Genomic DNA, 26,168 nt, shown 5'->3' with positions numbered 1-26,168 from the left:
TTGATTCCGTACTTATTTACTTGTTGATTTACTCGGCCCCGCCGGCGACGCTTGGTGCGTTGCCGGTAACCGTGTCGCTCATCTTCAGCGATTTGCTCAGGAAACCCCAGATATCGGCCACCTCTTCGATCCGCTTGCTGGTCGGCTTGCCGGCGCCGTGGCCCGCCTTGGTGTCGATACGGATCAGCACCGGATTGCTGCCGGCTTGGGCGGCCTGGGCGGTGGCGGCGAACTTGAAGCTGTGCGCCGGCACCACGCGGTCGTCGTGGTCGGCGGTGGTGATCAGCGTGGCCGGATAGCAGGTACCCGGCTTCAGGTTGTGCAGCGGCGAGTATTTCACCAGTGCCTTGAACTCGTCCGCGTTGTCCGACGAGCCGTAATCCGAGGTCCAGGCCCAGCCGATCGTGAACTTGTGGAAGCGCAGCATGTCCATCACGCCCACCTGCGGAATCGCGGCGGCGAACAGGTCCGGACGCTGGGTCATGGCGGCGCCCACCAGCAGGCCGCCGTTGCTGCCGCCATTGATCGCCAGCTTGGCAGGCGAGGTCACCTTGTTGTTCACCAGCCACTCGGCGGCGCCGATGAAATCGTCGAACACGTTCTGCTTGCCGAGCTTGGTGCCGGCTTCGTGCCAGCGCTGGCCGTACTCGCCGCCGCCGCGCAGGTTGGCCTCGACGAACACGCCGCCCATCTCCATCCATGCCAGGTAGGCCGGCGAGAAGCCCGGGGTCAGCGAAATATTGAAGCCGCCATAGCCGTACAGCAGGGTCGGGTTATTGCCGTCGAGCTTCAAGCCTTTTTTCGACACGATGAACATCGGCACCTTGGTGCCGTCGCGGCTGGTGAAGAATTGCTGGCGGGTCTCGTAGTCGGCCGGGTTGAACAGCATCTTGGGCTGGCGGAACACGGTGCTCTGGCCGCTCTTCATGTCAAGGCGGTAGATGGTGGTCGGCGTGGTGAAGCTGGTGAAGGCGAAGAAAGTCTCGTTGTCATTGCGCTTGGCGTCGAAACCCGACACGCTGCCGATGCCGGGCAACGCGATCTCGCGCACCGGTTTGCCCTTGAGGTCGGTGACCTTGACCACGCTGCGGGCGTCGGCCAGGTATTCCAGCACCAGCTGGTTGCCGATCATGCGGCCGCCCTGCAGGGTCTGCGCGGTTTCCGCGACCACGGTCTTCCAGTTGGCTTCCTGCGGCTTGCGCAGGTCGATCGCGACCACGCGCCGGCGCGGCGCCGCCTTGTCGGTGCTGAAATAGAAGGTGTCGCCGACGTTGTCGATGAAGTCGTAGGCAGCGTCGAACTCGCCGACCAGCGGCAGCACCTTGCTGTCGGGCTTGCTCAAGTCTTTGTAAAACACCTTGTACTTCGGCGAGGTGTCGCGCGACGCGGTGATCAGGAGGTAGCGTCCGTCGTCGGTGGTGTGGCCGGCGAGCTGCCATTCCTTCTGGTCGGGGCGGTCGTAGACCAGCACGTCGGCATCCTGCGACGTACCGACTTTATGGTAGTACAGCTTCTGGAAATAATTGACGTCGGCCAGCTTGGTCGCTTCCTCCGGCGCGTCATAGCGGCTGTAGAAAAAGCCCTTGCCGTCGTGGGTCCAGGACGTCGACGAGAACTTGACCCACTTCAGGTGGTCGCTCAGGTCCTTGCCGGTCTCGATGTCGCGCACCAGGATCTCGTTCCAGTCCGAGCCCGAGGCCGCGGTCGAGTAGGCCAGCAGCTTGCCGTCCGGGCTGACGGCGGTGCTGGCCAGTGCCACCGTGCCGTCGGCCGCCAGCGTGTTCGGGTCCAGCAGCAGGCGCGGGGTGTCGGACAGCGAAGTCATCGTGTACAGCACCGCCTGGTTCTGCAGGCCGTCGTTGCGGGTGAAGAAGTAGCGGCCGCCCTCCTTGAACGGTACCCCGTAGCGCTCGTAATTCCACAGCTGGGTCAGGCGCTGGCGGATCGCTTCGCGTTGCGGGATCTGCGCCAGGTACGCCTGGGTCACCTTGTTCTCGGCGTCGACCCAGGCCTTGGTGTCGGCGCTGTTGGCGTCTTCCAGCCAGCGGTACGGATCGGCGACCACGGTGCCGTGGTAATTGTCGGTCTGGTCGACTTTCCTGGCGACCGGGTAGCTCGGCGGCCTACCGTTGGCGGCACAGGTCTGAGCGTCTGCGAGCGGTGCGGCGAACACGGCGGCCAGGGCGGCCACGAGGGTGAGACGTTTCATGGGCATGGGACTCTTGGACAAGGTTATCGTAGATGCTACAAAACAATGATAACGCGAATTGTCCAGTAGACAAACCAGTGATTGCCCCCTCTACCCAGGGGCCGAGTCAGGCGGCGCGGCGCTCCGGACGCTCGACGCTACGGGCACGGCGCCAGGCCCGCTGCATGTCGACCGCGCTGTCGATCTGCTGGGGCGAGAGGCGGCGCGCGACGATGGCCTTGTTGGCACTCGCCGCCGGATCGCCGGCATCGGCCGCCAGCAGCATCCACATATAGGAACGCACGGTGTCGCGCTCGACGCCGCGCCCGCTGTTGTACATGCCGCCGAGATTGTACTGGGCCAGCGCATGGCCCTGCTCGGCCGCCAGGCCGTACCAGTGCACCGCGCAGGCGTCGTCCTGCCCGACGCCCTGGCCGTTGGCGTACATGACGCCGAGGTTGTTCTGGGCGCTGGCGTCGCCCTGCTCGGCGGCGCGCCGGTACCACGCGACGGCGGCGCTCTCGTCGCGCCGCACGCCCTGGCCATGCGCATACATCACGCCCAGCGTGAACTGGGCATTGGGCGCCCCCTGTTCGGCCGCCATGCGGTACCAGTGCAGCGCACGCGCCGGGTCGCACGCCACGCCGCGGCCGTGCGCGTACATGTTGCCGAGGCTGTACTGGGCCAGCACATGGCCTTGCTCGGCCGCACGCGTGGTCCAGGCCAGCGCGCGCCCTTCGTCGCAGTGGCCGCTGCCGCCCTTGCCACCGGACAGCAGCTGGCCGAGGCTGAACTGGGCCTCGGCATCGCCCTGGCGCGCGGCGCACTGCAGCCAGGTATAGGCGCCCTGGGGATCGCAGCCGGCCACGCCGTCCAGGCAGGCCAGTCCGAGCAGGCGCTGGGCGGCCGGGTGGCCGCGTCCGGCGGCGCGCCGGAACCAATGCAGCGCCTCGGCTTCGCCGCCGGCGCCGCTGCCCGGGCTACTGCCGCTAACGGCCGGCACGCCCCCGGCCGTGCCCTGGCCGCGCCGGTACATCAGGCCAAGTTCGACCTCGGCGGCGGCATCCTCGAGCACGGCAGCCTTGCGGAACCAGGCCATCGCCAGCGCGTGATTGACGGCCACGCCCTCGCCGTTCAGGTAGCACTCGCCAAGCAGGCGCTGGGCGCTGGCGAGATCCTGCTCGGCCGCCTTGTAGTACCAGGCGACGGCCTGTTCCGGCTGGCGCGGCACGCCGCGGCCTTTGCGGTAGAGGTCGCCGAGATTCTGCTGGGCCGAGGCATCGCCCTGCTCGGCCGCCAGCCCGAACCAGTAGGCCGCCAGGCTGTCCGAGCGCGCCACCCCGCGGCCCTGGCTGTACATGCTGCCGAGATGATTCTGGGCAAAGGCAAGACGCTGTCGCGCAGCACGGGCCAGCCACAGGCAGGCCAGGCCGTCATCGCGCGCGCCGCCGGCACCGTTCTTGTACAGCAGCGCCAGGTTGAATTGCGCGTAGGGATTGCCGCGTTCGGCCGCGTGGGCGAACCACGCAAGGACGGACGCGTCGTGCGCAGGTTCGGACCGGCGGCCGAGCCGAGGCCGGGGCGCGGGCTGACGGTCGGGCTGGGGGTCGGGTTGAGAATCGGGCTGAGAGTCGGGGGGCTGCATGCTGGTTTCTCCGCAAATCCGGGCGAGGCAGCGGCGCGGACGGGCACGCTGCACAATTCGCAACTATTGGCAAAAGTCTAATAAGACGATGCTTTACGGATTTGATCTACGACAAGTGCGTAGGGATGGACAGCGCGAAAAAGCGCTCCCGAATGGCATGCAGATGGAATAAAGAAGAATACGGCGCCACCGGCGCAGGTCCGGCGGCGGGCGCTGCTGAGGACTCAGAGCGCCTAACAAAGCTCCAGGGCAAGAGATGCGGCTTGCCGACGCGGCGTCGAAGACAGTACGAATGGTCGGGGAGACGCTGCAACGCCGCCATGGAGGTTTTGTCGGGTGCTCTCAGCGGTTGGCGCGGCGGTCGGCCGCATACTTGCCGACGAAGCCATGCACCTTGGCTGCCGCCAGGCGGTTGATCGAGACCAGCAGGTCCGGCTCGACCTGGCCCAGGCCGTAGGAGCGGTCCAGGTGGCGGCCGATGTGCAGCAGCAGCTCGGCCGCGACTTCGGCGTCGGCCTCGGCGCGGTGGGCACGGCCGTTGAAGCGGATGCCGAGCGAGCGCGTCAGCAGCCCCAGCTTGTAGCTGGCCAGCCCCGGGAACACGCGGCGCGCCAGTTTCAGCGAGCACACCAGGTCGGAATGGCGGCAGGCGTGGCCCAACAGCGCACCCTCGGCCTTCAGGAATTTCTCGTCGAAGCTGGCATTGTGGGCGGCCAGCGGGTCGGCGCCGATGAAGTCGATCAGCTCGGGCACGACCCGGTCGACCGGCGGCGCGCCGTCCACCATCTCCTGGGTGATGCCGGTGTACTCGACGATGTAGGGCGGGATGCGCACGCCGCAATTGACCAGCGAAACGTAGCGGTCGACCACGCGGCCGCCGGCGATGCGCAGCGCCGCCACTTCGGTGATGCGGTCGCCCGCTTCCGGCGACAGGCCGGTGGTCTCGAAGTCGAGCATGACGATGGGGCGTTGGTACACTGCAGATCCTTTGCGTTATCAGGAAAACTTGCGCGCGGCATCCAGCGCCAGGCCGGCGCCGATACTGCCGAACAGGTCGCCTTCGACCCGGCGCGCATCCGGCACGATGGCGGCGATGCGCTCGCGCAGGGCGCCGACGCCGCTCGAGCCGCCGGTAAAGAATACGGTATCGACGCGCTCCGGCGCCACCCCCGCATCGACCAGCAGGCGCTGCACGGTGGCGCCGATGTCGTCGGTCAGGCCGCCGATGGCATCGGTGAAGGCGCTGCGCCCGACCCGCAGCAGCTCCGGCGGCGAAAGGCGGTCGAGGTCGATGGTGACTTCGGGCGTGTCCGACAGCCCGATCTTGGCAGCCTCGACCTGCATCGCCAGCCAGTGCCCGGCACGGTCTTCGATCAGGCCGCGCAGGCGCTTCAGCTTGGCCGGCTCGGCGGCATCGCGCACCAGTTCGTCGAGCTGGGCCGCGCTCTTGCGCGTGTAGGCCTGGTTGATCGTATGCCAGGTCGCCAGGTTGAAATAATAACTGTTCGGCACCGCGGCGCCCGACAGCAGCGTGCTGCCGTAGCCCAGCAGCGGCATCACCGCCGCCAGGCTCAGGTATTTGTCGAAGTCGGTGCCGCCGAGGTGGACGCCGCCGGTGGCCAGGATGTCGTCGCGGCGCTCGACGCGGCCGGCACGGTCCGGGCCGAGGCGCAGCAGCGAAAAGTCCGAGGTACCGCCGCCGATGTCGGCGATCAGGACCAGCTCCTCGCGCTCGATGCGCGATTCATAGTCGAAGGCGGCGGCGATCGGTTCGTACTGGAAGCCGATGTCGCGAAAACCCACCGAGCGCGCGATCTCGGCCAGCGTGTCTTCGGCCAGGCGGTCGGCAGTCGGATCGTCGTCGATGAAATAGACCGGGCGGCCGAACACCGCGCTCGGGAACTCTCGGCCGGCCTGCTGTTCGGCGCGGCGCTTCAGTTCGCCGATGAAGTGGCCCAGCAGTTGCTTGAACGGCAAGGCGCGCCCGGCGACTTCGGTCTGGCCATCCATCAGGCTGGTGCCGAGCAGGCTTTTCAGCGAGCGCATCAGGCGCCCGTCGTAGCCTTCCAGGTAGTCGGCCAGGGCGGCGCGGCCGTAACGCACCGCATCCTCGTCGGCATTGAAGAACACGACCGAGGGCAGGGTCGATTTGCCATCCTCGAGCGCAAGCAGGCTCGGCTGGCCGGGGCGTACCCAGCCGACAGTGGAATTGGAAGTGCCGAAATCGACGCCGCAAGCGTTGGCCATGGATACCTTTCGTGAGAGGGGCGAAATGTTACCAGATTCCGACCTTGGCCACACCTGCCGCCGCATTCGCCGGCGCCGCATTTCCGCAACAATAGGTAGCTGCCCCATGGCAACGCCGAACCGCTAAGGGATGGACACTGATGCTACAATCCCGCAGGCCCCGATGTGTTCAGTATCTTCTTGCCCGCCTTGCTCTTCAACCATGCCCCAGATTAAGAACAACCTTCCCACTGACTGCGCGGCCATGCTCGGCGAGCACCTGTTCGAATCCAGCCTCGACTGCATGAACCTGCTCGACGGCGAAGGCCGCATCGTGGCCACCAACGGGAGCTGCCGCGCCGCCATGGACATCGCCGATCCCGCCCAGGTGGAAGGCCGCGCGTGGCGCGAACTGTGGCCGCAGGAAGCCCACGCCACTCTCGACGCAGCACTGGCGCAGGCCAGCCGCGAAGGCAGCGCCCGCTTCAGCGCGCCCTGCCCGACCCTGGGCGGCACGCCGAAATGGTGGGACGTGCGCGTCAGCGCCCTGCCCGCCGCCGCGAGTGCGCAGGTGCGCTTCGTCACGGTATCGCAGGACGTGACGGCAGCGCACGGCATGCGCAGCGAACTCGCCGCCAGCGATGCGCGCTACGACTCGCTGGTATCGGCCACCGCCGCCATTGTCTGGAAGACGGGGGCCAACGGCGAATTCGACAGCGAACAGCCGGCCTGGTCCGCCTTCACCGGCCAGGACGTCGTCCAGGCCCAGGGCCTCGGCTGGCTCGATGCCGTGCATCCGGACGACCGCGACATGACCGCTGCCGCCTGGCGCCGCTCGATCGAGTCCGGCTCGCCCTACCTGGGCGAACACCGCCTGCGCCGCGCCGACGGCAGCTATCGCCACATGAGCGTCAAGGCCGTGCCGATTCCCGATGCGCAGTCGGCCGCCGGCGCGGTGCGCGAATGGATCGGCGTGCATACCGACGTCACCGCGCTGGCCGCGGTGCGCGAAGACCGCGAGCGCCTGCTGCGCGAACTGCAGGCCACGCACCAGCGCATGAGCGAAGTGTTCATGCGCGCGCCGGCCTTCATGTGCGTGCTGAGCGGCCCCGAGCACGTGTTCGAATTCGTCAACGACCGCTACCGCGAGCTGGTCGGCGACCGTCCCCTGCTGGGCCTGTCCAACGACGAGGCCGTCCCCGAACTGGCGACCCAGGGCCTGATCGCGATGCTGGACCGCGTGTACGCCACCGGCGAACCGTATGCCGCCAGCGACCTGCTGGTCACGCTGCAGCGCGTCCCCGGCGAGGCACCGGAGCGGCGCTACCTCGACCTGGTGTTCATCGCCCTGCGCGACGCCGACGGCAAGATCACCGGCCTGCTCGGCCACGGCGTCGACCAGACCCACCGCAAGCTGGCCGACATCGGCCTGCACGACAGCAGGGAACGGTTCCAGAAGATCGTCAGCCAGGCCGCCACCGGCGTGGTCGAGATGGACGTGAACGGCATGATCACGCTGGTCAACCGGCGCTTTTGCGACATGCTCGGCTACGACGAGAGCGAGCTGCTCGGCCGCAACATCCTCGACATCACGGCGCCGGATTCGGTCGAGAAGACGGCGCTGACGCTGGGCGGCCTGTTGGCCACCGGCGAAGGCTTCCAGATCGACAAGCATTACCGGCGCAAGGACGGCACCCTGGTGTCGGCCACCAGCAGCGTCAACGCGGTGCGCGGCGCCGGCGGCGAACACCGCGCCGTGGTGGCGATCGTGCTCGACACCACCGAGAGCAAGCGCGCGGCCGAGGCGCTGCGCGCCAGCCAGGAACGCTACCGCAAGCTGTTCGAATCGATGGACCAGGCTTTCGCCATCCTCGAACTCGAATTCGACGGCGCCGGCCAGGCGGTCGACTGGACCTACCTCGAAACCAATCCTGCCTTCGCCGTCCAGACCGGCGTGTCCGACGTGGTCGGCAAGACCATGCGCAGCAGGATCGCCGATCCGGAACTGTGGTGGCTGGACGAACTCGGCGCGGTGGCCCGCACTGGCCAGGCGCGCCGCCTCGAACAGGAAGTGCGCGCCGGCGGCCGCTGGCTCGACCTGTATATCACCCGCATCGGCGGTAGCGGCAGCGATAAGGTCGCCATCCTGTTCCGCGACATCAGCGAACGCAAGGCCGCCGAAGAGACGCTGCGCCGCCTCGCCGACGACCTGGCCGAAGCCGACCGCCGCAAGACCGAATTCCTGGCCACCCTGGCGCACGAGCTGCGCAACCCGCTGGCGCCGATCCGCAGCGGCCTGGGGGTAATGCGCCTGAACCGCGACCTGGCCCCGGGCATGGTCCGGGTACGCGAAATGATGGAGCGCCAGGTCACCCATATGGTGCACCTGATCGACGACCTGCTGGACGTGGCCCGCATCAGCGGCGGCAAGCTCAACCTGCGGATGGAACGCATCGACCTGAACGGCGTGCTGGCCAGCGCGGTCGAGACCAGCATGCCGCTGATCGAGGCCGCCCGCCACGAACTGGTGTTCGACCTGGCCGACGCCACCCTGCTGGTCGACGGCGACGCCACCCGCATCGCGCAGGTGGTCTCGAACCTGCTGAACAACGCCGCCAAGTACACGCCGGCCGGCGGGCGCATCGGGCTGGCCCTGGGCGCCGAGGGCGGCGACGCCGTCATCACCGTCACCGATACCGGCATCGGCATTCCCGGCCACGCGCTCGATACGGTCTTCGACATGTTCAGCCAGGTCGGCAGCGGCGCCGAACGCGCCCAGGGCGGCCTCGGCATCGGCCTGTCGCTGGTACGCCAGCTGGTCCAGATGCACGGCGGCAGCGTCGACGCCCACAGCGGCGGCGCCGGCAGCGGCAGCCGCTTCACGGTGCGCCTGCCGCTGGCGCCGGGCCAGGTGCAAGACGGCGGCGGCAGCAGTAGCGCCGCCGCGCCGATACAGCCAAACGCCGAAGCACCCAAGATGAGCGTGCTGGTGGTGGACGACAACGTCGACGCCGCGCTGACGCTGGCCATGATCCTCGACATCGAAGGCTATGCCACCCACGTCGCCCACAGCGGCCCGGAGGCGCTCGAAGCCGCCGCCGCCTTCCGCCCGGCAGTGGTATTCCTCGACATCGGCATGCCCGGCATGGACGGCTACCAGACCGCGGCCGCGCTGCGTGGCCTGGCGGGCCTGGACCGGCCCTGCCTGGTCGCCCTCACCGGCTGGGGCGCGGAACACGACCGCGCGCGCTCGCGCGACGCCGGCTTCGATCATCACCTGACCAAGCCGGTCGACCTGGCCACGGTGCAGAAGCTGCTTGCCGACATGGCCTCGGCCGCCAGCCAGGGGCGGCCGCCCTGCAGCAGCATCGGTTAGTCCAGCCGTGCGCCGGCCGCCCTACCCTGGGTCTAGGATGGCGCGATGGACCAGGAATGGAGGCTCGCCCGCAACTGCTCGCTGTCGCCGCGCCAGGTGGCGCGCGCGTATGCGCTGCTGTGCTGCGCGTCCGGCGCGGTCGCCGTCGCCTTTTTGCTGCGCGGCGTCTGGATCATTCTCGCCTTCTCGTTCTGCGAGCTGGCACTAGTCGGCCTGGCGCTGCTGGTGTATGCGCGCCACGCGCTCGACCATGAACGGATCGCCCTCACCGATGCCGCCCTGGTGGTCGAGTGCGTGGAAGCCGGCGAGCGCCGCCAATCCTGCCTCGATCCGCTGCGCACCCGTGTCCTCGAACATAGCGGCGCCGGCGGCCGCCACGCGCTGCTGTGCCTGGAGTCGCGCGGCGTGCAGGTCGAGGTCGGCCGTTTCGTCACCGACGCCAGGCGCCGCCAGGTCGCGGCCGAGTTGCGCGCCGCCTTGCGCAGCCTGTCGATGATGCGCTAGCCGGCCAGCTTCGCATCCCCCAGCCATGTAAGCGGGCTCTTACAACCACACGGCTAGGGTACCGATGTTTCGTTTTCTACACATTTTGCATAATGCGATATTCCTGTGCTGCGCGGATCGCCATGCGCAGCCTATGCATTTGTTGGAGACGAAGAAGAATGACCGGTTTGGAACAAGGTTTTGCCATCGTGGCGCACGGCGGCGTCGGCAGCCCGCGCGAATATGACGACGGTTGCGAACGCGCTGCGCAGCGCGGCGTCGAGGAACTCGGGATCAGCGGCGATGCGCTGGAAGCGGCGATTGCCGCCGTCGCCGAGATGGAAGACGATGGACGTTTCAACGCCGGCAGCGGCTCGGTACTGTGCCTCGACGGCTCCACCGTCGAGATGGACGCATCGATCATGGACACCCGCGGCCGCCTCGGTGCCGTGGCCTGCGTGCAGGGCATCCGCAATCCGGTGCTGCTGGCGCGCGCCGTGGCTGAGACTCCGCACTGGCTGCTGGCCGGCGACGGCGCCACCCGCTTCGCCGCCGCCATCGGCCATCCCGTGCACGACAGGATCAGCGAGCGCCAGCGCGAAGCGCACCGCAAGCTGCTGAAGGAACTGGCCGGCTCGGTGCCGGCCATGCCGGGCGTCTCCAACCACGCTTTCCTGCGCTACTGGAATTACCAGACCCCGGCCACGCTGCCGGAAAGCGCCGCCTGCGACACCGTCGGCGCCGTGGTGCGCGCCCCTGACGGCCACTTCGGCGTGGCCTGCTCGACCGGCGGTTCGGCGCCGTCGCTGCTGGGCCGTGTCGGCGACACCCCGATCATCGGCGCCGGCTTCTTCGCCGGCCCGCACGGCGCCATCGCCGCCACCGGCATCGGCGAACACATCGTGCGCCACCTGCTGGCCCGTACCGTCTACGGCTGGATCGAGAACGGCATGCCGCTCGAGCAGGCGCTCCAGCGCGGCATCGAGCTGTTCCCGCAAGACGTCGCGGTCGGCCTGATCGGCGTCACCAAAACCGAAGCCGCCGCCCACGGCAACCGCGACATGCCCCACGCAAGGATCGTCCAAGCATGAACACCACGAGCACTCAGGAACAGCAGCAGATCGGCAACGAACAACCCCGCACAGGCTACGGCCACCTGGTCATCATCGGCGGCCACGAAGACCGCAGCAACGACATGCAGATCCTGAGCCGCTTCGTCGAGCTGGCCGGCGGCAAGGATGCCAAGATCGTCGTGATCTCGGCCGCCAGCACGGTGGCCGACGAGATGTGGCAGACCTACGACCGCGCCTTCGGCGAGCTCGGCGTCGCCAGGCGGGTGCACCTCGGCCTGCAGAGCCGCCAGGACGCCAACGACGAAGACCACATCCGCGACATCGTCGACGCCACCGGCATCTTCATGACCGGCGGCGACCAGAAGCGCCTGCTCGCCATCATCGGTGGCACCGCGCTGGACGCCGAGATGCACGCGGCGCTGAAGCTGCGCGGCGCCGTCATCGGCGGCACCAGCGCCGGCGCTTCGGCCATGTCGGGCCACATGCTGGCCCAGGGCCGCGCCGAACTGCATCCGGAAAAAGGGTCGGTCAGCCTCGGCGCCGGCCTCGGCTTCCTGCACAAGGTGGTGATCGACCAGCACTTTTCGGAGCGCCAGCGCTTGTCGCGCCTGCTGTCGATCGTGGCCCAGAATCCGTACTTGCAGGGGATCGGCATCGACGAGGATACCGCCCTGGTGATCGAACGCGGCGTCGGCATTGAAGTACTGGGCGAAGGCGCGGTCACCGTCGTCGACGGCCGCAGCATGACCACCAACCTGCACGACATCGCCAACCGCGAGACGCCGGAACTGATCGACGTGCGCCTGCACCTGCTGCCGTCGGGCAGCAAGTACCAGTTGCCCAAGGAAGGCGACCAGGAACAGCGCCGCATTCCCCAGCCGCTGCTCGAGTTTTTGGAAAATGTAACGAAACGGAATCCGATCTCATGAGAATCATCGAACAACGCCTCCTGCGCGGCCCCAACCTGTACGCGGCCACTCCCTGCCTGCTGGCCGTCATCGACGGCGCAGGCGCCGAGCTGCTGCCGGGCCTGGGCGCACGCCTGCTGGCGCTGCTGCCCGGCATGCCGCCCGAAGCCTCGGCGCGCCTGTCCGACTGCAACAGCACGGCCGACGCGCTAGAGCCGGTGGTGATGGAGCTGCAGCGCCTGGCCGGCGCGCCCGGCGCCTTCAGCCAATCGGTACCGGCCCTCACCGGTCCGGCACGGGTGCGCGTGGCCTGCGGCTACGCCACCGAGCAGGTGGCGGTGGCCGCGCTGGAGACGGCACGCGCGCTGTTCGAGGCGCTGGCGCGCCACGAAGAATTTGACCTGGCCGCGGCCGTCGACAATCTGCACGACATCGCCCAGCGCCATGCGATCGGCACCAGCACCGGCGCCGTGATCGCCGCCGCCCACAAGCGCGGCATCCCGAGCCTGCGCCTGACCGAGCACGCCAACCTGTTCCAGCTCGGCTGGGGCAGCCGCCAGAAGCGCCTGCAGGCGACCATCACCGGCGCCACCAACAACATCGCGGTCAGCATCGCCAGCGACAAGCAGCTGACCAAGACCCTGCTCGACCAGGCCGGCTGCCCGGTCCCGGCCGGCGACACCGTCACCTCGCTGGCGCAGGCCCAGCGCGTCGCCAGGCGCATCGGCAGCGTCACCATCAAGCCGCTCGACGGCAACCAGGGCAAGGGCGTGACGACCGCGGTATCGACGCCCGAAGAAGTGGAGCGCGCCTTCGCCTTCGCCCAGAACTACGGCCGCCACGTGATCGTCGAGGAATTCCTGCGCGGGCGCGACTACCGCGTGCTGGTCACCGGCCGCAAGGTTGCCGCCGCGTCGTGGCGCCGTCCGCCGCACGTGACCGGCGACGGCATCTCGAGCGTGCGCGCACTGGTTGAAACGGAAAACCGCAACCCGGCGCGCGGCGAGGGCCACACGAATATCCTGACCAAAATTCCGCTCGACGACCTGGCGACCGACATCCTGGCCAAGCAGGGCTACACGCTCGACAGCGTGCTGCCCGAAGGCGTCAGCGTCGACCTGCGCGGCAACGCCAACCTGTCGACCGGCGGCACCGCCGAAGACGTGACCGACCTGCTGCCCGAGGAAACCCGCGACATTTGCATCCGCGCCGCGCGCACCATCGGCCTGGACGTGGCCGGCATCGACATCGTATGCGAGGACATTTCGCAACCGCTGCGCGAACAGCGCGGCGGCATCATCGAAGTCAACGCGGCGCCCGGTATCCGCATGCACCAGTACCCGAGCCGCGGTACCCCGCGCGACGCCGGCGATGCGATCGCCGAAGCGCTGTTCGGCCAGGACGACGGCCGCATCCCGCTGGTCGCCGTGACCGGCACCAACGGCAAGACCACCACCACCCTGCTGATCGAGCATGCCGCACGCGCTGCCGGCCTGCGCACCGGCTGCACCACCACCGAAGGCGTGTTCATCGACGGCGCGCAGATCGCCAGGGGCGACTGCACCGGCTACCGTTCGGCGCGCGCCGTGCTGGCGTCGCCCGAGGTCGAGTTCGCGGTGCTGGAAACGGCGCGCGGCGGCATCCTCAAGCGCGGCCTTGCCTACGACATGTGCGACGTGTCGGTGGTCCTGAACGTGTCCGCCGATCACCTCGGCCTGGATGGCGTCGACACCATCGAAGAGCTGGCCAAGGTCAAGGCCGTGGTGGCCGGGCGCGCTCGCCGCGCAGTGGTCCTGAACGCCGAGGACGACCACTGCGTCGCGATGGCCGGCACGCTGGCCGGGCGCGTCGAAGTGCTGTACTTCGCGCTCGACGCCGAGAACCCGGTGCTGGTGCGCCATCTGGAACAAGGTGGTCGCGCGGTCTACCTGCAGGACAACAGCATCGTGCTGGCCAACGGCGCCAAGCATGAAGCCCTGCTCGACGTGCGCAGCATGCCGGTGACGATGCGGGGCGCGGCGCGCTACAACATCGCCAACAGCCTGGCGGCCGCGGCGGCGCTGTCGGCCTGCGGCTTCGGCAACCTCGAAATCGTCGACGGCCTGCGCAGTTTCGTCTCCGACTGGAAGCACAATCCGCTGCGCTCGAACGTGTTCGACGTCGACGGCGTCACCGTGATCGTCGACTACGCCCACAACAGCGCCGCCTACGCGGCACTGGCCGAAACCGCGCGCGCCCTGACCCCGGGCCGCCTGGTCGGCGTGGTGGCAGCCCCAGGCGACCGCCGCGACGACGACCTGGTCGACATCGGCGCCACCTGCGCCGCCGGCTTCGACGAACTGGTCGTGTACGAAACCGAGAACCGCGGCCGCGCCGCCGGCGAGGTCGCACGCCTGCTGGTGCAGGGTGCGCAGGTCGGCAAGTTCGAGCAGGACCACCTGCAGGTCGAGCTGGACGTGCACCCGGCGATCCGCAAGGGCCTGGCACGGTGCGAACCGGGCGATGTGCTGGTGTTCGGCTGCGGCTCGTCGATCAGCGAGCTGCTGGAAGCGATCCGCCCGACGTCGCCGGCGACGGCGCAGCGTATCGAGGCGGAAGCGGCGGTCTGACGCCGCTGCGCGGTAAGCCCAGCAGCCCCTTTCCTCATTTTCGAAACGCCGTTCCCGCCGCTGCGGGAGCGGCGTTTTTTCATGGCCGACCTGTCAATAACAGTTTGGCTGTGCCCGCGAGAACGTCAGATCTTTTTGCATGAGAAAATAGAAGTCATCCTGCATCCTGTGTCCTGTGACGATGCGCTAGCGCATTACGAGCGGCAGGCACGGCGCAACCTGGAGGGGCATCCGGGCTGAATTGCGGCATGCCTGCATGGTGCGAAAAGCAAACGCGTTTATCCCACCTGCGCCGCGATCCGCTCCGCACTCTCCGGATCCATGTCGCGGATCGCATCCACCAACACCTGCAGCGACGAACCGCAGGCAAACACCAGCACGTCGCCGCGCTGGCACAGCGACAGCCCAAGCCGGATCGCCTTGCCCACTTCCAGCTCGCGGTGCAGCGTGTCGGATGCGCCCACCACTTCCTCGGCGCCGCGCAGGATCAGGTCGACCGCATCGCCGACCTGGCGCCCACGGCTGGCCGACTCGTACACCACCAGCTCGTCGAAGCCGGCCGCGCACACGCGCCCGGTCTCGACCAGGTCGGTGTCGCGGCGGTCGCCCGGCGCCGTGACGATGCCGACCAGCTGGCCCGGCAGCAGGCCGCGCGCCATTTCCGACAACGCCGCGTAGGCCGCCGGGTTGTGGGCGTAGTCGACGATCACGGTCACGCCGCGCACGTCGAACACGTTGGTGCGCAGCGGGTTGCTCTTGCCGTCGCTTACAAAGGTGGAGAGGCCGGTGGCGATCTGCAAGTTGGTGAAGCCGGACGCCATCAGCGCCGCCGCCGCGGCCAGGCCGTTGGCGATGTTGTAGCGAGCGCGGCCGCCGAAGGTGATCGGCATGCTCTCGACGCGCACAAGCTGCTGGTGGTAGGTGGCGTCGGCCACCACGATCGCGTTGTCCTGCAGGTAGGTGGCGCGGCCGCCCTCTTCCAGGTGGCGCAGCAGGATCGGGTTGTCGGCTTCCATCGAGAAGTACACGATCTCGACGTCCGGATGGAACCGGCGCGCCATCGCTACGCACAGCGGGTCTTCGGCGTTGAGCACCACCGCGCGCGAGGCCGACATCGGCACCACCGCCTTGACCTGGGCCAGGTCTTCGACCGTATCGATGCCGTCCAGGCCCAGGTGGTCGGCAGCCACGTTCAGCACCACGCCGACGTCGCAGCGGTCGAATGCCAGGCCGCGCTTGAGGATGCCTCCGCGCGCGGTTTCCAGCACCGCGAATTCGACGTCCGGCGAGGCCAGCACGGTACGCGCCGACCAGTAGCCGGTGCAGTCGCCCTTGACCACTTGCTTGCCGTCGATGATGACGCCGTGGGTGGTGGTGACGCCGGTCACGCGGCCGGCCAGGCGCACGGTGTGCGCCATCAGCAGCGTGCTGGTGGTCTTGCCGTTGGTGCCGGTGCAGGCGATGATCGGGATGCGGCCGTCGGACTTGCCCATCAGGCCGTCGACGATGGCGTCGCCGGCGTCGCGCGGCTGGCCGCTGCTCGGGTACTGGTGCATGCGGATGCCGGGGGCGGCGTTCACTTCGATCACGGCGCCGCCCTGCGCTTCCAGGGGTTCGGCGATGTCGCGGCAGACGATGTCGATGCCGGCCACGTCGAGCCCGATCTTGGCGGCGGCGCGGATGCACAGGCGGCGCGTCGACTCGGGCAGCACATCGGTCACGTCTTCGGCAGTGCCGCCGGTGGACAGGTTGGCGTTGCCGCGCAGGTAGGCAACGGCGCCGGGCGCCGGCACCGAATCGGGCTCGTAGTCCTGCTTGCGCAGCATTTCCTCGGCGTGGGCGTCGAGGGCGATCTGGGTCAGGATGTTGGTGTGGCCTGCGCCGCGCGCCGGGTTGCGGTTCTCGAGGTCCACCAGTTCGCGGATGGTCTTCTCGCCGTCGCCCACGACGTGGGCCGGACGCCGCATCGAGGCGGCGGCGACCTTGCCGCCGGCCACCAGCACGCGGTAGTCGTGGCCCTCGACGTGGCGTTCGACGATGATGCGGCGGCCATGCTTGCGCGCGAACGCATAGGCCTGCTCGATTTCCTCGTCGGTCCGGCAGTTGACGGTAACGCCCTTGCCCTGGTTGGCGTCGAGCGGCTTGATCGTCACCGGCGCCTTGATGCGGCGCGCCACGCGCAGCGCGTCGTCGATGCTGGTCACGGTCTCGCCCTGCGGCACCGGCACGCCGGCTTCCGCCAGCAGGGTCTTGGTCAGCTGCTTGTCGCTGGCGATGCGTACCGCGATGTTGCTGGTCTCGCCGGTGATGGTGGCCTGGATGCGCTTCTGCTTGGCGCCCCAGCCGAGTTGGAACAGGTTGGCGTCCTCGGTGACGCGCTGGATCGGGATGTTGCGTTCCTGGGCCGCGGCCAGCACGGCGGCGGTCGAGGTGCCGATCGCGTAGTGCTGGGCCAGCTCGCGCAGCTCCTCCATGCGCGGCGCCAGCTCGAACGGGCGGCCGTGGGCCAGTGCGTCGACGATGTCCACCGCCAGCGCGAACGCCGGCTGCGCCACCTTTTCCAGCTGGTAGGCGCACACGATGCGGTACTGGCCGGGCACGCCGGTGACCGGGCGGGTGCGGCCGAACGAGGCGCCGGCGCCGGCCAGGCATTGCAGGCCGAGCGTCACGTGCTCGATCACGCGCGCCAGATACGTGCCTTCGCGCAGGCGCTGCGCGAAGCCGCCCGGCTGGCCGGTCGGCACCAGGTAGTCGGCCAGCAGCGGCAGCAGGTCCAGCAACGCTTCGTTGAAGTGCGGCAGGTCGCGCGTGGAGACGCCGTACATGTCTTCGAGATCGAGCACGGACAGCAGGCATGGGGTATCGGCGTGGATGTTGGGACCACGCAGGAAGCGTTGTTCGAGTATGCGCACAGGATTTCCTTGTTCGGAACGAGGGCCGGGCGCGGTCATGCCGCGCCCGTGCCGGGTCTTTCTAGGGTTGGTCTTGCCTGAACAGGATCAGGCGTCCAGCAACTGCGAATACATGCGGGTGGCCATCAGGCCGATCGCCGTATGGTGCACGGCCGGCGACATCAGGCGCGCCAGCATGGCCATCGCTTCCGGCTTGCCGGCGGCGTCGGCCACCTTCTGCTCGAGCTGGCGCAGTTCGGCGTCGCCGGCACTCTCCGCCCCCGTCCTGCGGCGGCGGATCAGGCCGCGCTCCGGATAGGCGCCGCGCTCGGCGTGCTGGTTGAGCGTGTCCAGGGTGCGCTGGCGGGCGCGGTGGCTCAGCACGCGGCCGGTGCGCGCGGCCGTACTGTCGTCGCGCGAGCTCTGGATCCAGTCGCGCAGCACCTGTTGCTCATAGGTCGAGAACACGCCGAACATTTCGGCGCGTTCGCCCTGGATCAGGCGCCAGAAGCGGCTGTTCTCGGCGTCTTCGCCGCGCTTGATCCAGCCGGCGCCTTCCATCGCCGCCATGAAGGCCGGGATCTGGGCCGGTTCGGCCAGCCAGTCGTTGATCGAGCGCCCGGCGACCCGGCAGTAATCCGAGTGCATGTTCTTGCCGACGACCGCCTTGGCGGTGAAGATTTCGACCAGCTCCGCTTCGAGGTCGAAGCCGGCGATGATCGAGGTGGTGCTGGCACCGAGTTCGTTCAGGCGGTAGCCGTCCAGCACGCGCCGGTAGAAGGCGGCCGGGTCGCTCGACTGCGCCATCAGGTTGCGCAGCGCCTGCACCGCCTTGTGGGCGTGGCCGCTGCCGGCATTGTCGACGGTGACGTGGAGCGTGAAGTAATACGGGTCGATGCCGAGCTCGTTCAGCTCGTACGACGTGATCAGGAGGTGCAGCGGCAGCTGCTCGTAGCCGAGGTTGTAGCCGATGATCTCGGGCAGGAAATCCTGGGCGTTATAGGCCAGCGCGAACTGGATCGCGCCCTGCACGAAGTGCGGGTCCGACAGGCCTTCCCAGTGCTCGCAGCCATGCGCCGCCAGCAGGCGCCGGTACAAGGTCACGTGGTTCTTGTCGGGCACGCCGTCGCCGAGTTCCTCGAGATAGGTCTTGATCAGCGGATGGAAATCCGGGTTTTCCCAGCGCGACAAGGTGCCGTACAGCCAGGCGCCATCGGCCAGCTTGGTCGGCGCAGCGCCCTTCAGGAAGGCCAGCGCATGCGACTTGTTGGTGAAGTAGCGGCGCGCCGCACCATTTTTGCGCGCGTTCAGGTATTCGCGATAGGCCAGGCCGACCGCTTCGGAACGGCCCTGGACCCATCCGGACAACTGCGTTACCGATTCCGGCAATTCTTCGGGTTCGCAGCGGGCCAGCTCGATCTGTGCATGCAGGAAAGCGCGGGCCTCCACCGCGGCTTCCTCGGGGTTGTCGAGCATGGAGAAATAGAGTGCCTTGGCAGACGGGATTGCAGTATCGCTCGTGGCGGCTGCTGCGGCTGCGCGTTCAAGGCTGTCGACGGCTAAGCTTGAAGTCATAATGAATCTTCTAGTAAATGTTCTGCCGTGATTATGCGGACGCATCGGTGTGCACGTAATCGGTACGCATCCCACATGAATGTCGGACAGAACTTACAAAAAATTCACGATTTCAAGCCTTTGGACATTACGCTGACGACAAGATTTTCGCTCGGTAGGTGATGCCCAGGCGCTTGAAAAAAGCCGCCCCTGTGCAAACAGGGGCGGCTTCCGGATCTAACGAAAGTGACGACGGCCGCTCAGGTCTTCGACACCGCGCCGCCCAGCACCGAGCGCGAACGCGCATAACCGAAGTACACCACCAGGCCCAGCGCCAGCCACACCAGGAAGGCGATCCAGGTGATCAGGCTGAGGAAGGACATCAGCGCCAGGCAGAACAGCACGGCGATCGCCGGCACCACCGGCACGCCCGGGCAGCGGAAGGCGCGCTTCAGGTCCGGACGCTTCTTGCGCAGCACGATCACGGCGACCGAGACCAGGCAGAACGCGGCCAGGGTGCCGATGTTGACCAGCTCGGCCAGCACGTTCAGCGGTACGAAGGCGGCGATCACGCCAAACACGATGCCGACCAGCCAGGTGGCAAAGTAAGGGGTGCCGTATTTCGAATGCACGGTCGACAGGCGGGCCGGCAGCAGACCGTCGCGCGACATGGCGAACAGGATGCGGGTCTGGCCGTAGGCCATCACCAGCATCACGGTAGTCATGCCGAGGATGGCGCCGACATTGGTCCATTGTGCCAGCCAGTTCACGCCCGCGTGCTCCAGCGCCAGCGACACCGGGTGGTCGACGCCTTCGAACAGCTTGAACGGCACGATGCCGGTCATGATCGCCGAGACGATCACGTACAAGACCGTGCAGATCGCCAGCGAACCGATGATGCCGATCGGCAGGTCGCGCTTCGGATTCTTGACTTCCTCGGCGGCCGAGGTCACAGCATCGAAACCGATGAAGGCAAAGAACACCAGCGCGGCGGCGCTCATGATGCCCGACGCACCGAACGGCGCGTATGGACGCCAGTTGTCGGTGTTGACATGGCCGAACCCGAAGATGATGAACAGCAGCACGATGGTCATCTTGATGGCCACCATGACATTGTTGACGCGTGCCGACTCACGCACGCCCAGCGACAGCATCCAGGTCAGGAACAGCATGATGCACAGCGCCGGCAGGTTCATGACGGTGTCCACGCCCGGACGCGCGCCGGGCGCGGCGGTCAGGGCCGCGGGCAGGTCGAAACCCCAGCCATGCAGGAAGGATTGGAAATAGCCGGACCAGCCGACCGCTACGGTCGAGGTCGCCAAGCCGTACTCGAGCAGCAGGTCCCAGCCGATCATCCAGGCCACCAGTTCGCCCAGCACCGCATAGCTGTAGGTATAGATCGAGCCGGCGATCGGCACCGTCGATGCGAATTCGGCGTAGCACATGGCGGCGAAGCCGCAGGCGATCGCGGCAACGATGAAGGACACGGTCAGCGCCGGACCGGCCGTGAGCGCGCCGGTGCCGGTCAGCACGAAAATACCGGTGCCGACGATCGCCCCGATGCCCATCAGGATCAGGTCCATCGGGCCCAGCACTTTCTTCAGCCCGCCGGTCTTCTGGCTGCTGGCGACCATCTGGTCGAGATTCTTGGTTCTAAAAAGACTCACTGCTTTCTCCAATCAATTGATGATAGACCCCGTGCCCTTTCTTATGGTCGGGCGTGCTTAGTCGGGCTTGATGCTGCGACACGGCGAGGGTATCGCCGGCCGACCTTTGGATGTCTCCTCCTCGGGCGCGGGCCTGCGACCGCTTCTGGCAAGCAATAAGGATGCCAGGCGGAAGCAAAGGACCTTTCCTTTCGGACAGGTCCTAGTGGCGTCACATTATCGCCATTCTGTTATCCGGAATCAAAGGAAATACTCAAAAAACAATGTTGGGTGCTTTGCGCGAGGCGAAACGCCGGGCGGAAAGACGCGATGGTCCTATAAAAAGCATCAGCCGCCGTGGCCGCCCAGCGTGCAGATCACGAGTTCGGGATCGGCATTGATGCGCAATGGAATACCGGAACAGCCGACGCCGCGGCTGACGAACAGCGGCCCGTTGTCCGAAATCTCGTAGGGACCGTAGCTGTAATGGCGCGAACCCGGACCGCTCGGACGGAACAGCGGCCGGCCGCCTGGTGCCGCGATCTGTCCGCCATGGGTATGACCGGCGAAGGCGGCGTCGTAGCGCTGGCCATCCAGCAGTGTCACGCCGTCCGGCGAATGGGTCAGGAAAATGCGCAGCGCCGCGGCCGCGGCCCCGGCAAACGCATCCCGGGTCGAGGGGTGTCCGGTCCAGGGATCGTCGATGCCACAGATGCTGACCGCGCCGAAGGGCGCCGGCAAGGCTACGCTGCGGTTGACCAGCACCTCGATCCCGGCCGCGCGCAGTGCCGCCTCCACAGGCGCCCGCCCGTTCCAGATATCGTGGTTGCCGATGACCGCATAGGTGCCGAGCGGCGCCTGCGCCGCCTGCAGGAAGGCGTGCAGGTCGGCGACGTGGGCGGCGTCGAAGGCCACGTAATCGCCGCCGAGCAGCAGCACGTCGGGCCGCTCGCGTTCGAGCGCCGCGCGCAGGTCGTCGAACAGGGCAGCCGCGGTGGTGGGGCCGGCGTGCAGGTCGGAGGCGAAGCCGACACGCAGCGGTCGCGGCAGCGCTGCCATGATTGGCGGCGCCAGCACTACTGTGTGGCGCGTCACCCGTAACCGCCCGAGCCCGCCGAGACGGTAGCTGAGGCGCGCGACCCGTCCGCCGAGCAACAGGGCATTCAGCGTACGTTCGGTGGCATTGCGGATCGGGCGGTCGGACTTGGTCGTGGCGGCTGGCATGGGTGGCGCGCTGGCAAAGCCGCACTGTACACCATCGCAGGCGGCCCTGGTACTGCGCCGGCAATGCCTAGTGCCGGTCGACAAGGCCGTGTAAGATGGCTATCCCTCGTCTTTGCTCCATGTCTTTCCCGACTCCCGATGCTGACCTACGACCAGTTCTTCCCCTTCCTCGGCACCGTCATCCTGCTGACGCTGTCCCCCGGACCGGACAACATGCTGGTACTCAGCCTCGGCATGGCCAAGGGCCGCTTGCGCGGCATGGCCTTCGGCCTGGGCTGCGCGCTGGGGACGCTCAGCCACACCTTGCTGGCCGTGATCGGCGTCAGCGCCCTGATCGCCGCGTCGCCGCTGGCGTTTACCGCGCTCAAGGTGTGCGGCGGCCTGTACCTGGCCTGGCTCGGTGTCGGCGCGCTGCGCAGCCGCGGCGCCGGCAAGGTCGGCCAGGCCGAGGGGGTGACCGAATCACCGCGCGCACTGATGATGAAGGGCGCGATCGCGGCGGCCATCAATCCCAAGGTGGCGCTGTTCTTCCTCTCCTTCCTGCCGCAGTTCGTGGTCGCCTCGCACGGCCATGTCACGCTGCAGACGGCCCTGCTCGGGCTGACCTTCGCGGTGCAGGCCGCCGTGCTGTTCGGTTTGCTGGGCTACTTTTCCGGCAGCGTCGGCGCCTGGCTGAACCGCAAGCCGAAGGCGGGCGTATGGCTGGACCGCGCCGCCGGAGTCGTATTTATCGGGCTGGGGCTGCGCTTGATCATCGCGCGCTGATGTCCCTATCCTGGCGCGCGCCGCTGCCGCCCGGGATACGCGATGATGCGTCTTTATATATACGCACGCGCCCATGTCCCGCCCCGCCCTGCTGCTGTTCGACGTCAACGAAACCCTGCTCGACCTGACTCCGCTGCAGGCCAGCATCCGCCGCGTGCTGCCGGGCGCCGACAGCCCCAAGCTGTGGTTCACCACGATGCTGCAGTACGCCACCGCGATGTCGCTGGCCGAGCAGTACGCCACCCTGCCCGAGATCGGCACCGCCGTTCTGCGCATGCTGGCCGAGGGACGCGGCGTCAAGCTGTCCGAGGAGCAGGCCCGCATTGCCATCGCGCCGATCACGCGCCTGCCCGCCTACCCCGACGTGGCGCCGGCGCTGGCCCGGCTGCGCGCCGCCGGGTTCAAACTGGCCGCACTGTCGAACTCCACCACCACTGGCCTGCGCAGCCAGCTGGACTATGCCGGGCTGGCGTCCTGCTTCGATGCCCAGTTCAGCGTGCAGGAGACCGGCGTGTACAAACCCCATGCCTCGGTCTACCAGGGGGCTTTGCGACGCATGCGGGTCGAACCGAAGGAGGCCATGCTGGTCGCGGCGCATGGCTGGGACGTTGCCGGGGCACGCTGGGCGGGGCTGCGCAATGCGTTTGTGCGCCGTAACGACCAGGCGCCTTTTCCGCTGGCCGAGCCGCCCGAACTGCTGGTGGCCGACATTGGGGAACTGGCCGACCGGCTGGGTGCCTGAGCCGCTCCGGTCTCTGCCGCATGCACATGCTTAGACGCTTTTCGTTTTAGCGTTTAACAAATATGCAAGCCCGAATATCTTCGTTCACGCACCGACAGCCGTTTGCAATACTGGCTGCTATTTCTGACCTGGATATTCACCATGCACCTGGCATTTCCCGCTGCGCCCACCGAGTTTGATCCGATCGCCGCCGCCGACAGGCTGGCGGAACGCCTGGCTACCACCGCGGTCGAGCGCGACCGCATCGGCGGCCATGCCGCCGAAGAGCGCGAATGGATCCGCGAGTCCGGGCTGCTGGCGCTGTCGGTCCCGGCCGAATGCGGCGGCCTCGGCGCCGACTGGCCCACGGTCTACCGGGTCGTGCGCATCGTCGCCCGGGCCGACAGCGCGCTGGCGCACCTGCTTGGCTTCCACCACCTGCAGCTGGCCGGCATCCAGCTGTACGGCAGCAGCGGGCAGCAGCGCCGCCTGCTGACCGACACCGTCGCCACCAACGCCTTCTGGGGCAATGCGCTCAACCCGCTCGACAAGCGCCTGGTCGGCGTGCCCTCGGCCGGCGGCTACCTGCTGAACGGGATCAAGAGCTTCGCCTCCGGCTCGGTCGGGTCCGACTGGCTCACCATCTCGGCCTGGGACCCGCTGGCCGCCGCGCCCCTGATCGCGGTGCTGCCGACACGCCAGCCCGGCATCGAGGTGCAGGCAGACTGGGATGCCTTCGGCCAGCGCCAGACCGACAGCGGCAACGTCCGCTTCAACAACGTCACGCTGAGCGACGACCTGGTGCTGCAGCATGCCGGCCGCGCCGCCACCCCGCAGGCGACGCTGCGCTCGCAGGTGGCCCAGCTGGTCGTGACCAATCTCTACCTCGGCCTGGCGGAAGGCGCGCTGGCGGCGGCGCGCGGCTACCTGCGCGACGAGGCGCGCCCCTGGTTCGCATCCGGCGTGGAAAACGCCGTCGACGATCCCTTCATCCAGCACCGCTTCGGCGAATTCCATTTGCTGGTGCGTCCGGCGCAGCTGCTCGCCGACGAGGCGGCGCGCAAGCTCGATGCCGCCTTCCGGCGCGGCGCCGACCTGACCGCGGCCGAGCGCGGCGAGGTCGCCGTGGCGGTGGCCGAGGCCAAGGTGCTGGCGCACCGCGCCTCGATCGAGATCGGCAGCCAGCTGTTCGAGCTGACCGGCGCCCGCTCCACGTCGGCCCGCTTCGGCTTCGACCGCTTCTGGCGCAACGCCCGCGTGCACACGCTGCACGATCCGGTCGACTACAAGCTGCGCGACCTGGGCCGCTACGCGCTCGAAGGCCGCCTGCCGGAACCGACCGCCTATTCCTGAGCACTGCCATGCACACCGAAGCCGAGCCGCTGATCCGCCTCGAAGGCATCGCCAAATCCTTTGCCGCCCCCTTTCATGCCAATGGCGAGCGCTACGCCGCGCTGCGCGACGTCACGCTGCAGGTCGAGCGCGGCGACATCTTCGGCATCGTCGGCCGCAGCGGGGCCGGCAAGTCGACGCTGCTGCGCATGATCAACCTGCTGGAAACGCCGGATGCCGGATCGGTGTTCGTCGCCGGCCAGGACCTGACCCGCCTGAGCCGGCGCGGCCTGCGCCTGGCACGCCGCAACATCGGCATGATCTTCCAGGGCTACAACCTGCTGCAGAACCTCGACGTGCACGCCAACGTCGCCTTCCCGCTGCGCCTGCACGGCCTGCTGAACGCGCCGCGGCTGGAGCGCCGGGTGCGCGAATGCCTCGACCTGGTCGGCATCGGCGACAAGGCGGCCAGCTATCCGGCCCAGTTGTCGGGCGGCCAGAAGCAGCGCGTGGCGATCGCGCGGGCGCTGGCCAGCCAGCCGGACATCCTGCTGTGCGACGAGCCGACGTCGGCGCTCGACGCCGAGACCACGCGCGGCCTGCTGGCCACGCTGCGCGAGGTGAATGCCAGCCTTGGCGTCACCATCGTCATCGTCAGCCACGAATTGCCGGCACTGGGTGCGCTGTGCAAGCGCGTCGCGGTGCTGGAAGACGGCCGCGTGGCCGAGCAGTTCGACCTGGCCGACTCCAGCACGCCGCGCCTGACCGCGCTCGGGCGCGAACTGGCCTTCCACGGCACCGAGGCAGGCGCCGCCCTGCAGGGAGCGCTGCATGCCTGACGCCTCGACCCTCGACAAGCTGATCACCTTGCTGCCCGAGCTGCTGGTCGCCCTCGGCCAGACCCTGACCATGCTCGGCATCGGCCTCGGCGCGGCGCTGCTGCTGGGCGGCCCGCTCGGCATCCTGATGTTCCTGGTCGGCGACGGCCAGTCGCTGCAGAACCGGACCCTGGCCGCGGTGCTGGGCTGGGTCGTGAACACGGTCCGCTCCTTCCCCTTCATCATCCTGCTGGTGGCGCTGGTGCCCTTCACGCGCGTCATCGCCGGCAGCTCGATCGGGCCGCTGGCGGCGGCGGTGCCGCTGTCGGTGGCAGCGATCCCGTATTTCGCGCGCCTGGTCGAACAGACGCTGCGCGAGGTGCCGCGCGGCGTGATCGAGGCGGCCGAAGCGATGGGCGCCTCCGAGCTGCAGATCGTGACCCGGGTACTGCTGGTCGAAGCACGCTCCGGCCTGGTGCTGGCGCTGACCGTCCTGGCGATCAGCTTCCTGTCGTATTCGGCGGTGGCGGGCGTGGTCGGCGGCGGCGGCATCGGCGACCTCGCGATCCGCTATGGCTACTACCGCTTCGAGACCGACGTCATGGTGTTCACGGTGGCGCTGCTGATCGTGCTGGTGCAGCTGATCCAGTTCGCCGGCACGCGGGTGGCGCGCCGGCTCGACAAGCGCTGACGCATTCATCTCAACAAG

The 26,168-nt window shown here is 68.1% G+C and carries 18 protein-coding genes; 10 read left to right on the top strand and 8 right to left on the bottom strand.

All coding sequences use genetic code 11. The features are described from left to right. Nucleotides 1-28: 28 nt before the first annotated feature. The 4 genes from U1H99_RS10160 to U1H99_RS10145 all read right to left on the bottom strand — a co-directional run bounded on the left by U1H99_RS10160 (nt 29) and on the right by U1H99_RS10145 (nt 6,080). The gene (locus tag U1H99_RS10160; protein ID WP_323141618.1) at nt 29-2,215 is read right to left on the bottom strand and encodes a prolyl oligopeptidase family serine peptidase; all 2,187 of its coding nucleotides are present in this window, start codon (nt 2,213-2,215) and stop codon (nt 29-31) included. A gap of 100 nt (nt 2,216-2,315) precedes the next feature. Further along, entirely contained in the window at nt 2,316-3,833 is a 1,518-nt protein-coding gene (locus tag U1H99_RS10155; RefSeq protein ID WP_323141617.1) for a tetratricopeptide repeat protein, read from the bottom strand. A gap of 342 nt (nt 3,834-4,175) precedes the next feature. Beyond that, nucleotides 4,176-4,790 carry a 3'-5' exonuclease gene (locus U1H99_RS10150; RefSeq protein WP_375341606.1) on the bottom strand — a complete coding sequence of 205 codons (615 nt, stop codon included), beginning with the start codon at nt 4,788-4,790 and terminating at the stop codon, nt 4,176-4,178. 39 nt (nt 4,791-4,829) lie between these two features. Next, complete coding sequence (locus tag U1H99_RS10145; RefSeq protein WP_323141615.1) at nt 4,830-6,080, bottom strand: Hsp70 family protein; 1,251 nt, start codon at nt 6,078-6,080, stop codon at nt 4,830-4,832. Nucleotides 6,081-6,282: 202 nt separating this feature from the next. Between U1H99_RS10145 and U1H99_RS10140 the strand changes: the two genes are divergently transcribed. The 5 genes from U1H99_RS10140 (at nt 6,283) to cphA (U1H99_RS10120) (ending at nt 14,508) form a co-directional block, all read left to right on the top strand. Further along, the gene (locus tag U1H99_RS10140; protein ID WP_323141614.1) at nt 6,283-9,435 is read left to right on the top strand and encodes a PAS domain-containing hybrid sensor histidine kinase/response regulator; all 3,153 of its coding nucleotides are present in this window, start codon (nt 6,283-6,285) and stop codon (nt 9,433-9,435) included. Nucleotides 9,436-9,480: 45 nt separating this feature from the next. Then, the gene (locus tag U1H99_RS10135) at nt 9,481-9,939 is read left to right on the top strand and encodes a DUF2244 domain-containing protein (protein WP_323141613.1); all 459 of its coding nucleotides are present in this window, start codon (nt 9,481-9,483) and stop codon (nt 9,937-9,939) included. Nucleotides 9,940-10,097: 158 nt separating this feature from the next. Further along, nucleotides 10,098-11,009 carry an isoaspartyl peptidase/L-asparaginase gene (locus U1H99_RS10130; protein ID WP_323141612.1) on the top strand — a complete coding sequence of 304 codons (912 nt, stop codon included), beginning with the start codon at nt 10,098-10,100 and terminating at the stop codon, nt 11,007-11,009. After that, complete coding sequence (locus tag U1H99_RS10125) at nt 11,006-11,920, top strand: cyanophycinase (protein WP_323141611.1); 915 nt, start codon at nt 11,006-11,008, stop codon at nt 11,918-11,920. The genes U1H99_RS10130 and U1H99_RS10125 overlap by 4 nt, the downstream gene beginning before the upstream one ends. Then, nucleotides 11,917-14,508, top strand: a complete 2,592-nt coding sequence (cphA, locus tag U1H99_RS10120) for a cyanophycin synthetase (protein ID WP_323141610.1) — start codon at nt 11,917-11,919, stop codon at nt 14,506-14,508. The genes U1H99_RS10125 and cphA (U1H99_RS10120) overlap by 4 nt, the downstream gene beginning before the upstream one ends. A gap of 278 nt (nt 14,509-14,786) precedes the next feature. Here cphA (U1H99_RS10120) and cphA (U1H99_RS10115) read toward each other — a convergent pair whose 3' ends face one another. From cphA (U1H99_RS10115) to U1H99_RS10100, 4 genes are all read right to left on the bottom strand, one after another. After that, entirely contained in the window at nt 14,787-17,420 is a 2,634-nt protein-coding gene (gene cphA, locus U1H99_RS10115) for a cyanophycin synthetase (RefSeq protein ID WP_323141609.1), read from the bottom strand. An 87-nt stretch (nt 17,421-17,507) separates the two neighbouring features. Further along, nucleotides 17,508-18,875 (bottom strand): iron-containing redox enzyme family protein, encoded by a 1,368-nt coding sequence (locus tag U1H99_RS10110; RefSeq protein ID WP_323141608.1) that lies wholly within the window; start codon nt 18,873-18,875, stop codon nt 17,508-17,510. A gap of 338 nt (nt 18,876-19,213) precedes the next feature. Further along, nucleotides 19,214-20,620 carry a branched-chain amino acid transporter BcaP gene (gene bcaP / locus U1H99_RS10105; protein WP_323141607.1) on the bottom strand — a complete coding sequence of 469 codons (1,407 nt, stop codon included), beginning with the start codon at nt 20,618-20,620 and terminating at the stop codon, nt 19,214-19,216. Nucleotides 20,621-20,947: 327 nt separating this feature from the next. Continuing rightward, nucleotides 20,948-21,823 carry a metallophosphoesterase gene (locus tag U1H99_RS10100; protein WP_323141606.1) on the bottom strand — a complete coding sequence of 292 codons (876 nt, stop codon included), beginning with the start codon at nt 21,821-21,823 and terminating at the stop codon, nt 20,948-20,950. A gap of 138 nt (nt 21,824-21,961) precedes the next feature. Between U1H99_RS10100 and U1H99_RS10095 the strand changes: the two genes are divergently transcribed. From U1H99_RS10095 to U1H99_RS10075, 5 genes are all read left to right on the top strand, one after another. Continuing rightward, entirely contained in the window at nt 21,962-22,588 is a 627-nt protein-coding gene (locus U1H99_RS10095; protein ID WP_323141605.1) for a LysE family translocator, read from the top strand. A gap of 73 nt (nt 22,589-22,661) precedes the next feature. Further along, on the top strand, nt 22,662-23,330 hold the full coding sequence (locus U1H99_RS10090; protein WP_323141604.1) for a haloacid dehalogenase type II: 669 nt from the start codon (nt 22,662-22,664) through the stop codon (nt 23,328-23,330). A 141-nt stretch (nt 23,331-23,471) separates the two neighbouring features. Continuing rightward, the gene (locus tag U1H99_RS10085) at nt 23,472-24,662 is read left to right on the top strand and encodes an acyl-CoA dehydrogenase family protein (protein WP_323141603.1); all 1,191 of its coding nucleotides are present in this window, start codon (nt 23,472-23,474) and stop codon (nt 24,660-24,662) included. A gap of 8 nt (nt 24,663-24,670) precedes the next feature. Next, complete coding sequence (locus U1H99_RS10080; RefSeq protein WP_323141602.1) at nt 24,671-25,480, top strand: methionine ABC transporter ATP-binding protein; 810 nt, start codon at nt 24,671-24,673, stop codon at nt 25,478-25,480. Continuing rightward, the gene (locus U1H99_RS10075; RefSeq protein WP_323141601.1) at nt 25,473-26,150 is read left to right on the top strand and encodes a methionine ABC transporter permease; all 678 of its coding nucleotides are present in this window, start codon (nt 25,473-25,475) and stop codon (nt 26,148-26,150) included. The genes U1H99_RS10080 and U1H99_RS10075 overlap by 8 nt, the downstream gene beginning before the upstream one ends. The last annotated feature ends 18 nt before the right edge of the window (nt 26,151-26,168 follow it).

The organism is Massilia phyllosphaerae, from assembly GCF_034659755.1.
GTDB lineage: Bacteria > Pseudomonadota > Gammaproteobacteria > Burkholderiales > Burkholderiaceae_D > Telluria > Telluria phyllosphaerae.
Note: the sequence above shows the minus strand (reverse complement) of the source record. Positions and strands in the feature narration are given on the sequence as shown.

What these genes read in the sequence shown, in the direction of transcription:
- U1H99_RS10160 (WP_323141618.1), bottom strand. Translation starts at nt 2,215, where the DNA reads ATGCCCATGAAACGTCTCACCCTCGTGGCCGCCCTGGCCGCCGTGTTC.
- U1H99_RS10155 (WP_323141617.1), bottom strand. Translation starts at nt 3,833, where the DNA reads ATGCAGCCCCCCGACTCTCAGCCCGATTCTCAACCCGACCCCCAGCCC.
- U1H99_RS10150 (WP_375341606.1), bottom strand. Translation starts at nt 4,790, where the DNA reads ATGCTCGACTTCGAGACCACCGGCCTGTCGCCGGAAGCGGGCGACCGC.
- U1H99_RS10145 (WP_323141615.1), bottom strand. Translation starts at nt 6,080, where the DNA reads ATGGCCAACGCTTGCGGCGTCGATTTCGGCACTTCCAATTCCACTGTC.
- U1H99_RS10140 (WP_323141614.1), top strand. Translation starts at nt 6,283, where the DNA reads ATGCCCCAGATTAAGAACAACCTTCCCACTGACTGCGCGGCCATGCTC.
- U1H99_RS10135 (WP_323141613.1), top strand. Translation starts at nt 9,481, where the DNA reads ATGGACCAGGAATGGAGGCTCGCCCGCAACTGCTCGCTGTCGCCGCGC.
- U1H99_RS10130 (WP_323141612.1), top strand. Translation starts at nt 10,098, where the DNA reads ATGACCGGTTTGGAACAAGGTTTTGCCATCGTGGCGCACGGCGGCGTC.
- U1H99_RS10125 (WP_323141611.1), top strand. Translation starts at nt 11,006, where the DNA reads ATGAACACCACGAGCACTCAGGAACAGCAGCAGATCGGCAACGAACAA.
- cphA (WP_323141610.1), top strand. Translation starts at nt 11,917, where the DNA reads ATGAGAATCATCGAACAACGCCTCCTGCGCGGCCCCAACCTGTACGCG.
- U1H99_RS10110 (WP_323141608.1), bottom strand. Translation starts at nt 18,875, where the DNA reads ATGCTCGACAACCCCGAGGAAGCCGCGGTGGAGGCCCGCGCTTTCCTG.
- U1H99_RS10100 (WP_323141606.1), bottom strand. Translation starts at nt 21,823, where the DNA reads ATGCCAGCCGCCACGACCAAGTCCGACCGCCCGATCCGCAATGCCACC.
- U1H99_RS10095 (WP_323141605.1), top strand. Translation starts at nt 21,962, where the DNA reads ATGCTGACCTACGACCAGTTCTTCCCCTTCCTCGGCACCGTCATCCTG.
- U1H99_RS10090 (WP_323141604.1), top strand. Translation starts at nt 22,662, where the DNA reads ATGTCCCGCCCCGCCCTGCTGCTGTTCGACGTCAACGAAACCCTGCTC.
- U1H99_RS10085 (WP_323141603.1), top strand. Translation starts at nt 23,472, where the DNA reads ATGCACCTGGCATTTCCCGCTGCGCCCACCGAGTTTGATCCGATCGCC.
- U1H99_RS10080 (WP_323141602.1), top strand. Translation starts at nt 24,671, where the DNA reads ATGCACACCGAAGCCGAGCCGCTGATCCGCCTCGAAGGCATCGCCAAA.
- U1H99_RS10075 (WP_323141601.1), top strand. Translation starts at nt 25,473, where the DNA reads ATGCCTGACGCCTCGACCCTCGACAAGCTGATCACCTTGCTGCCCGAG.